Raw genomic sequence first — 9,409 nt, 5'->3', positions numbered from 1 at the left:
TGACTTCGCCAGTCCCTGTGGACGGCATAATGTTACTTGACCCTCTGGTCGCATTATCCTCTAGCATCGCTTCGCGAAATATTCATCTTGAGATGGTCATACCAGCGGGGATTATCCTGCTTTTGACGATTTTCTTAGGCCGGTTTTTCTGTGGATGGCTGTGCCCGATGGGGACAGTGATTGACTTATCGGATAGGTTCCTCGTTCGTCGGCGTAAGGAGGAGGGACAGAGCCGTTTTCGCAACTTCAAGTACTATCTTCTAATCGCTCTCTTGGCAAGTACGGTGTTTTCAGTTCAATGGACCTATCTTTTTGACCCACTTAGTCTAATTACGCGCACGTTTATTTGGGTTTTAGCTGCACCGATTATGATGGCGGCGAGACAGATAGGCGGGTTTGGTTGGGTCTATCAGATTGCGCCGGGGTTTAGCCAGAGTTCGCTTATTCCTGAAATGCAACCTTATTTTCAGATGAACTTGTTGGCAGCAGTGATCTTTGCCGGCATTCTAGCGTTGGGGCTTATAAGCAAGCGTTTTTGGTGCCGGAATTTATGCCCTCTTGGCGCTCTTTTAGCTTTGTTTTCGAAGTTTGGTTTGGTTCGCCGCCAGACTGATAGAGAAAGCTGTTTGGAATGCCGCAAGTGCGAATTCTCATGCAAAATGGGCGCGATTATGCCCAATCCGCGTGACTATCAGGCAACGGAATGTGTTTATTGCTTTAATTGCGTCGAAGCCTGCGGAACGGGGCTGACATCGTTTCCGATTAGCGCAAAAAAAGAAGGTTTTCACACTGAAACCGACCTTACTCGGCGAAGAATGCTTGGCGCGATGGGGGTCGGACTGCTTGGAGTTGGGTTAGCAAGAGGAGACGCAGGTTCAAAGCGTGTTGGTAGTAGCGGTATAAAGTCTTCAAGCCCGTACCTAATTCGCCCGCCCGGCAGCTTGGCTGAGGAAGAGTTCCTCACCCGCTGCACTCGTTGTGGATTGTGCATGAAAGCATGCCCAACTAATGGTCTTCAACCTACTTTTTCTGAAGCGGGGTTAGAAGGCTTTTGGTCACCAATTTTGGTTCCACGGCTCGGGTATTGTTCTCAGAACTGCACCCTCTGCGGTCAGGTTTGTCCAACGGACGCTATCAAGCCATTTACGGCTCAGGAAAAGTCTCATTTATATATCGGTCGCGCCTGTATCGACCGAAGCCAATGTTTGGTATGGGCAGAAGATAAGGAATGCCTGGTTTGCGACGAGGTTTGTTCTTTTCGTGCAGTTCATTGGAAGGTTGTAGATGGGCGTCGGCGACCGTTCGTGAATGACGAAAAGTGCGTTGGTTGTGGGATGTGCGAGAATAAGTGCCCAATCCAACCGCAAGCTGCTATTCGGGTGATTTCATCCGGTGATTTGCGGCATCTATCTCGTGATGATCAACGCATCAAACGTGAGCAAGCAGATACCCCTTCCGCGCCAAACCCTTATGGAAGGTAAGAATTTGAATGTCCTCATCTGCCCTGATTCATTCAAAGGTACTCTTTCTGCAAAAGCAGCAGCGGAAGCGATTTCGGCTGGAGTGAGGAAGGTATGGCCGGATGCGAGGCTAACTATCATGCCGTTAGCGGATGGCGGCGAGGGCACACTCGATGCACTGTTGGTGAATGGGGGGCAGCGGTTTAAGCAGTTAGTAGATGGTCCTCAAGGGACTGAGATTATGGCTGAGTGGGGCATTTTGCCGGACGGAACGGCAGTGATTGAGATGGCCACTGCTTCCGGTCTCACCCTCGTTAAACCTGAAGAGAATGATCTGCGTATAGCCACTTCTTGCGGAACTGGGCAGTTAATTCGAGCGGCTATCGTGGAAGGTTGCACCAAGTTCATAATAGGCATTGGCGGGTCTGCAACTAATGATGGCGGGATGGGAGCAATGCGGGCGTTGGGCGCTCGTTTTCTTGATGAAAAAGGAAATGAACTTAAAACTGCCGCGTCACTGGCTCGCCTTAAACGAATTGACTTGTCAAACTTCATCGATACCAAAGGCATGTCAATAACTATTGCCACTGATGTTGATAGCCCTTTGTGTGGGCAAGAGGGAGCGACTTATGTGTTTGGCCCCCAAAAGGGCGGCACGCCGGAAGTACTTAATGAATTGGAACTTGCCATGCGCAATTACGCTCATGTGCTTAAGGAAACCTTTGGGTGGAACGTGGCTGAAACTCCTGGCGCTGGATCGGCGGGCGGGATGGGGAGTGCGCTATTGGCATTTCTCAAAGGTAAAATCAAACCTGGAATTGATGTAGTGATGAATGCGGCAGGATTTGAGAACGCTGTTGACGGATCGGATATTATAATCACCGGCGAGGGTAAGCTGGATAAGCAATCACTTTGTGGAAAGACGATTGCGGGGGTTTTGAAACTAGCTCACGGAACCCCAACTATCGCGATTTGTGGACAAGTTGATTTGACTGAGAAAGAATGGCGAGAATGGGGTCTGACTGGCGCTTGGGGCCTCATGAATCTACAGGAAACGGCTGATTACGCTATGACCCAGCCGTCCGTCGCATTAGAAAGAGCAACAACTATCGCATTAAAAGGGAGCACAAAATGGAAGGAAAACAATCTAGAAGAACTTTTTTAAAAGGAATTACCGCAGCAGGAGCAGGGCTATTAGTCGGTGGAAAGCTGGCTCCGGTTTTTGCGAAAGAGAATAAGTACTCTTCAACGGTTATCAACGTCCGCAATAAAAATGCGCAGGATGCGGCACATAAGTTCAACGCGGAAATTATTCAAGCGATGGTTTTTGAGGGCGTTCGCAAAATGAGCAATACCCGTACTGATACCGCCGCTTGGAGTACTTATTTTACACCGAAAGATGTAGTCGGCATCAAAATTAACTGCCTTTTCGGCCCCGGAGCATCAACCCATGCTGAAGTAGTTAATGCAGTTATTGCAGGATTGAAGCTGGCGGGAGTGAAGCCGGATAACATTATCGTTTGGGATCGTAGTGATGGTGATTTGGCAAAAAATGGCTATGAGATTAATCGAGATAAACCAGGGGTGAAATACTTTGGGACTAACTCCGATTATGATACAGCCGAAACTCAACAAGGCTCATTTAAAGGCCGCTTGAGCAAAATTCTAACCGAACGTATTACCGCCCTTGTGAATGTGCCTATTCTTAAGGATCATGGCATTGCAGGAGTTACTCTTAGCTTTAAGAATCATTATGGCTCGATAAATAATGCGGGAGCGCAGCATGGTAATAACTGCAACCCCTTCCTCGCCGACCTCTATTCTGTTCCGGTTATACGCAGCAAGACGCGTCTTATTGTCTGCGACGCAATTCGTCCGCTTGCTAATGGCGGCCCTGGTCTTAATCCTGGCTTCCTGTGGGATTATAACGGTATTCTCGTCGGCACTGATCCGGTAGCGTTAGATCACTCCGGATGGCAGATCATCGAGGACAGGCGCAAAGAGATTAAGCTTCCAACTTTAGCGGAAGCGGGTAGACCGGTTGGTTATTTAGAAACGGCCGCTAAGCTTGGCTTGGGAACAAATGCCCCATCCAAGATTCGAGTTGTCGAAAACTTTAAGATTTAGCGTAGAGGAGATGAATATGCGCGTTTTAGCTTTCATTGGTTGTTTATTGATGGCGATCATTTCTGTGGGTCAACAAGTTCCTGCTGGAATGACAAGCCCGAGCGCAAAGCTTCTCCCCAGCGCCAAGGAGCTTAAAGGGTGGAAAGAAGTTGCAGGTTCTTTCCGTTTTGGTAAGGGTGAGAGCCTCACAGAGATTTATGATGGCGGCTATATGCTCTACATCGATAACGGAGTACAGGAAGCCGCTCAGAAGATTTACCACAAGGACAATGTCTATCTGACTTTAACCACTCATTTTATGAAGAGTCAGAAGGCGTCGAAGGCGTTTGTGGCTTATTGGAAAAAGATGTTCAAGAATGAAAAGCTGACTAAGACCAAGGGGGTTGGTGAAGGTTTCACTATGTCGTCAAATGGCGCTACGATGACTTATTGGTCGAACGAACGTGTGTTTGTGACGCTTATGGCAACTAATGATGGGAAAGAGGGCGTTGAAGCAGTCTCTACCGCCCTTAAAGTGATTGTGCAAAAGATGAAAAAGAACTAATCTTCGATAATCGTTGCGCGCTTGATATCAGGATCGGTAAAGACATCCGATTCATCACGGCTGGTGCTGGAAAAAACGATGGCAACTGCACCCTGGTCTCCGCCTTGGAACCAGTGGAGGGTGCCCGGAACAACGGTATGCTGCTGTCCTGGTTTAAGCACAATCTCATTCCAGGAAGTGTAAGTGGACTTGCGTGAAGCAGGGGGCTGGGCTTTTGGGTTAGGGGTTGATTCACCCTCAACGCAAAGAAAGATTTCACCCCAAACGCATCGAAGAGTCTCCTGCTTCCCTATCTCGCCATTAATCGGCGGGTGGACATGTTCCGGACAAGTTTGTCGCGGAAAGAGCGCGAGTTGCTTCACGCAATACCGGTCATTGTTTATCAAAACAGCTAACTCAAGCCCTGAAGAGTTCAACTCACTTAATCCAAAATCCGCCACCTCAATCCGCTTCGTCTCTTCGTCAGTGAGCGCCACTCCGGCTTTCTTCATATATTCAAGCGCCCTCACTTGGGCTGTTTCAAATTCTTTTCGAGTTAACATAACTGCCTCCCTTATTAGCGCGGTAATAAGTATACACGGGGGAGATAGGTGATAGGCATACCACATTAGTGTCATTGCGAGGCTGATTGAGCCGAAGCAATCTCCTCTAAAAGCTGTTGGTAAGCATATCCGCCCTTCTAAACGGCCCTGAGGCCTACCCAGGGTTAGACGGATTCCTTTTCGAGATCGAGATAGAGAAAGATTAAGAAAGCATCGGCGCAAGGGACGTTCGTACTAAAAACTGGAAGCTAATTCCTACTTCTGACCGTATTATTTTCTTGCATTTATACCAGCTATGTGTTACACTGAATTCACCTCTAGAATTGAGGGGAGAGAAGCGACAATCGACCATAAGAAGATCAGTATTGTTCAGGTCGATGAATTAACGGGATATGGTTCGCTTCGTCTTTAATGGATGGACTTGGCAGTTTGCGATAGAAGAGGTGAACTCAGCGCTAATTGTAGCTGGGAAACCTTATGTTATTGTAGTAGTGAATATGCTCATTGAATCGAGAGAAGATCAGCTAATCGGGTCGGCGCTTGTGCGTCAGGACCCCTTTAAAGCGACAGTTCTTGCTACCTTGGATGCAGTCAATCGGCGAGTACAGGCATTCCCCGCATTTGCTGTTGTACTTATGCCCGTCGAAACTTCCGAAGAAGAAATTTCGGGATAGCAAGCTTCTCCTTTCGTGTCATATTTCCTTGGAAACCTAAATGTTGGGTATATGCCAACGAGCGAAGCGGCGAAATTTGCTCCTAATAGGGAGGTGCCGTATTGAAACGCTGGATTCAAGCGTTATGTATGGTGACCGCACTCTTTTCAACGAGCGGCGCCAAATTTATACTCTATCCCCTTCCACCGGGTTCGGGGGGAAGATAACTTTATTTGCATCCGATCAACGGAAACCGAGGGCGAGAGTTTTTGGGATTAAAGTTCGGCCATTATGGCGTATCATGCTTCACCGCCTAGGAACCTAGTAGCGTTGAAGCGAAAATAAAACTTATATCCGCTCGACCAAACCTCGTTGAGGTTTTAAGGGGTGGACAGGTGCTTCGAAATAATAGATTAGATGGAGTGCCGGTGTCAGCGCTTTTGCTGACGCTGACGGTATGTTTAGCGCTCTTAGTAGTTGGCTGGTTTAATTCGCCGATCGAAGTCCGCGAATGGCAGGCTATTATTGGCCTGCTTGTTCTCGCGTTGGCTGCTGAGTTGCTGCCTGTCCAATTGGGCAATACAGGAATTCACGTCACAGCTACCATGCCGGTCATCTGTGCGGCCATCGTCGTCCATGGCGCTCTTGCTGGTGGTTTAATCGATGGGTTTGTTACGATGTTTGCCGGGTATATGGCTCTGCGCAGACGTAAAGATATTCACCGTTGGCTGTGGATAAGCTTCAATGCCAGCCAGGCAATGATTAGCGCAATTGGCGCAGGAATTCTTATTTCCCTCATTCCTTATTCACGCGCAAGCTATCTCTCAACAGGAATGTTATGGGCATCCATCCTCAGCGTCGGCTTATATATGGCAATCAATAGCTCTGCTGTTGCCTGGATGAAATCACGTATCGAAGGGCGTTCGATGTTTTATTGGTTGAGTACCCAATGGCGGATGGTTGGCCCTAAATATGTGATTCACGGCTTGATAGCGCTGATTGTGATCGCACCCTATAACTTGACGCATGGCTGGTCGATGGTTGCTGTCTTCGTCCCTGTCCTTGCTGCTCGTAACTACCTGCGATTGCGGCATAGGCAGATGAATACCTATCGAGAAACTGTTCGCGCACTTGGCTTGATGATCCAACATGCACATCCCTACACTAGCGGCCATCTTTATCGCGTATCTGTTTGGGGAGCAAAGACTGCTTCTTGTTTGGGATTAAGCGAGGAAGATGCAGAACTGGTGTCTGATGCAGCGATGCTTCATGATATTGGGAAAATCGCTGTCAGTGAGGAAATACTCGATAAGCCAGGCAAGCTAAATGAAGATGAATGGAAAGTCATCCATAAACACCCTGAAACAGGCGCACAGATTTTGAGCGAAATAACTCTTTTCGAGTCACTTTCCGATTGGGTCGGTTCCCATCATGAGCGCCCAGACGGTAAAGGCTACCCGCATGGTTTAAGGGACGATCAGATTCCCATCCAATCTAAGATTATCGCCGTTGTTGATGCTTTTGATGCGATGGTGGTTGACAGTGAGATTGGCGAAAAACGTCCTTATCGCATGCCGAGAACCTTGCCTGAAGCGATTCAAGAACTACGAAATAATGCCGGCAGCCAGTTTGATCCGAAGGTGGTAGCCGCCTTTACTGAAGTCGTTGAGGGGATGAACGTATGAACGCCCTGACGTTGGTTGTGTTGATAGTGGGACTTCCGGTGGTGATAGCGCTTTGCTATCATGCTTGGGTGGTTCTTCCTCGTGAGATGCGGGCGATTTACAAACAAGGTTTGGCTGCTTTTGCTCGCGCAATCGATGCTCGCTCCAACGGCCTTTATGGCACGACGCAACAAGTGGTTCTTCTATCTCTTGGAGTTGGTCAGCAGATGCGGTTTTCGGGAAGGGAGATGCGCCGACTTGAATTCGCAGCTTATCTGCGAGACATTGGCCTGGCGGCAGTGCCTTATCGCATTATTAACAATCTCGAACAATTAACCGAAGCAGAGCGTTTTACTTTTATTCGTCATGCCGAAGCCGGAGCAGCGATGCTCGAAAACATTGTGTATCTCCGCGAGTTAGCGCCGATTGTCAGATATCATCATGATTTCTGGAACGGTGATGGCATACTTCCCAGAGCCAAGAGCGCTCGTTTGCCTAAAGAAGCGGCTGTTATCGCCGCCGTGACTCAATACTCCTTCTGGAAGACTGCCTATGGACATGATATGGCCCTGGAAATGGTTCGGAAAGGCAGTGGAACACAGTTCAACCCCGAAACTACTCGTGCCCTCTCAATTATCCTAGAAACCCACCATGAACCCAACTACTGGGATATGCTCCGCCAATCGGTGGCTGTGTTTTTAACGTAAGCTGATTAGTTTAAAGTGATAAGGCAAAATATAATAACCCCTCTTTCGCTTGAAGAAAGAGGGGTTATTATATTTAAGCTTTTATTTTCCCAGCGCCCATTGGATGCCGTTGAAAAGGAGGGTTTTGAAGGAATTGTTCTCGAAATCTTCAGGGTGACCCATTGAAGTGTAGAAAACACGCGCCTCATTGGAAACATTCGTCCAGGCGACAGGATTATCCACTCGTTCTTCAAAATCACTGGGGCCGATGGATGTGCCCTCTAAAAGCGTTTTACATGCGCCAGGCAGGGGCATAACGTAGTATAGCGGGGAACGTACGTGAAAACTATTTTCCACGCCTTCTAAAATCTGATGATTGGCCATTTCGGGGATAACTCGAACATCGGTGCTTGATTCATGACCATAGTGCATTCGCCACGGGGTACCGAATATGCTTCTGCCAAAGCCTTCGTTCCAGCTTTGAAGGGGTGAGTCATCGGGGAATTTGAATGCATGGTTTGCAGCGCGCAAGCCGACTACCGGCCTGCCGGATTCAAGATAAGATTTAATAATCTCAAATTGTTCTACCGAAATATTACGAAAGCGAGTGAAAAATACTGCGAGATCTGCGTCAGCGAGCGCCTCTAGTCCGGGAAACTCACTCAGTAAGAAGTCCGGCTCATCAGGGATAATGCTTGACGTGATGACCTTTGTCTCGTAACCGAATTTCTTCTGCAGTTCTTCAGCTACTGGCGGCATCGAGATGTGTGAATTATATTCAGGTTCTCCGACGATAAATACAATGTTAGGTGGCATACATAGCTCCTTACTTTTCAGTAAGTATTATTATAGCCTTTTATAAACAAAGGGTCAACCGTTATAAGCTAATGGGCAATTTGAAAAGAAGTCTTTAATATTACAAACAGGTTTAATATTATGAGATTCATCCCACCTCCTGCTTAGATATATGACAAATAACAAATGTAGAATTAAAAGATGAGGGGGTTTGCTATTATACTGCGTATGAGTTATTGAAGAGGTTGTTTCGAGCAGTCAATTACTCGGACTAAAGTTGCTTCTTACTGTCACCTTGTGATAAACTGCTACAAAGCAAAATTCCTGATAAGGATGGAGGGCATGACTGATACTAGTTATTTAGCGATAGTTATTCTGCTGGGCATTGGAGTAGCTATAGCTGCAGTCATGGTTGTCGGTTCCTGGCTATTGGGACCGAGACGCCCAACTCCTTATAAACTCGCGCCCTATGAATGCGGCATGACGCCCGAGGGTAATGCGCGAGAACGGTTCCCCGTTAAGTTTTATCTCATCGCAATGCTGTTTATCATCTTCGATATCGAATCGATTTTTCTCTACCCCTGGTACGCTGTTTTCAATAATAAGAACCTGTTCATTAATCCTGCTACAGGGCAGACGGATATGCGTTTGTGGCAAAATTTCAAGGTTTTTACTTTTTGTGAAGTAGCTGTGTTTTTGGCGTTATTGGCGCTTGGTTATGTCTATTTAATTCGAAAACGAGCTTTTACATGGGAAGATATGACCGGCCCAGCAGAAGTGAATGAGCCGAATGCTTTGACGGGCAGTGCATCTAAGTCTGAAGGAGAGGGGTAACAATATGGCAGCTCCGATGAAGGATGATATGCGATTAGAGCTAGTGAAAATTCGCGAGAAATACCCTGATGCCATTCTCCATGTTCTTCAGCAGGCAGGCGATA

General features: G+C 47.5%; 10 protein-coding genes. 8 read left to right on the top strand and 2 right to left on the bottom strand.

Annotated elements, in window-relative coordinates; translation table 11 throughout:
* The 4 genes from WCO51_05670 to WCO51_05655 all read left to right on the top strand — a co-directional run.
* Positions 1–1,481 (top strand): 4Fe-4S binding protein (locus WCO51_05670; protein ID MEI6512749.1); only part of this gene is annotated, 1,481 nt, incomplete at its 5' end.
* Positions 1,471–2,625, top strand: a complete 1,155-nt coding sequence (locus WCO51_05665; protein MEI6512748.1) for a glycerate kinase — start codon at positions 1,471–1,473, stop codon at positions 2,623–2,625. The genes WCO51_05670 and WCO51_05665, both read left to right, overlap by 11 nt.
* Entirely contained in the window at positions 2,592–3,587 is a 996-nt protein-coding gene (locus WCO51_05660; protein ID MEI6512747.1) for a DUF362 domain-containing protein, read from the top strand. The genes WCO51_05665 and WCO51_05660 overlap by 34 nt, the downstream gene beginning before the upstream one ends.
* A 16-nt stretch (positions 3,588–3,603) precedes the next feature.
* Entirely contained in the window at positions 3,604–4,131 is a 528-nt protein-coding gene (locus WCO51_05655; protein MEI6512746.1) for a hypothetical protein, read from the top strand.
* On the opposite strand, the gene WCO51_05650 is transcribed toward WCO51_05655, so the two are convergent.
* Positions 4,128–4,673: a D-lyxose/D-mannose family sugar isomerase gene (locus WCO51_05650; protein ID MEI6512745.1), complete on the bottom strand. Its 546-nt coding sequence runs from the start codon at positions 4,671–4,673 to the stop codon at positions 4,128–4,130. The genes WCO51_05655 and WCO51_05650 overlap by 4 nt on opposite strands.
* A 392-nt stretch (positions 4,674–5,065) precedes the next feature.
* Here WCO51_05650 and WCO51_05645 point away from each other — a divergent pair, with 392 nt between their 5' ends.
* From WCO51_05645 to WCO51_05635, 3 genes are all read left to right on the top strand, one after another.
* Positions 5,066–5,347: a hypothetical protein gene (locus tag WCO51_05645; protein MEI6512744.1), complete on the top strand. Its 282-nt coding sequence runs from the start codon at positions 5,066–5,068 to the stop codon at positions 5,345–5,347.
* A 374-nt stretch (positions 5,348–5,721) separates the two neighbouring features.
* Positions 5,722–7,011, top strand: coding sequence for an HD-GYP domain-containing protein (locus WCO51_05640; protein ID MEI6512743.1), 1,290 nt, complete (start codon positions 5,722–5,724; stop codon positions 7,009–7,011).
* Entirely contained in the window at positions 7,008–7,697 is a 690-nt protein-coding gene (locus WCO51_05635) for an HD domain-containing phosphohydrolase (protein ID MEI6512742.1), read from the top strand. Before WCO51_05640 ends, WCO51_05635 begins: the two co-directional genes overlap by 4 nt.
* An 81-nt stretch (positions 7,698–7,778) precedes the next feature.
* Here WCO51_05635 and WCO51_05630 read toward each other — a convergent pair whose 3' ends face one another.
* Entirely contained in the window at positions 7,779–8,492 is a 714-nt protein-coding gene (locus tag WCO51_05630; GenBank protein MEI6512741.1) for a ThuA domain-containing protein, read from the bottom strand.
* 321 nt (positions 8,493–8,813) lie between these two features.
* Between WCO51_05630 and ndhC the strand changes: the two genes are divergently transcribed.
* Positions 8,814–9,305: an NADH-quinone oxidoreductase subunit A gene (ndhC, locus tag WCO51_05625; protein MEI6512740.1), complete on the top strand. Its 492-nt coding sequence runs from the start codon at positions 8,814–8,816 to the stop codon at positions 9,303–9,305.
* Positions 9,306–9,409: the final 104 nt, after the last annotated feature.

The organism is bacterium, from assembly GCA_037131655.1.
Classification (GTDB): domain Bacteria; phylum Armatimonadota; class Fimbriimonadia; order Fimbriimonadales; family JBAXQP01; genus JBAXQP01.
Note: the sequence above shows the minus strand (reverse complement) of the source record. Positions and strands in the feature narration are given on the sequence as shown.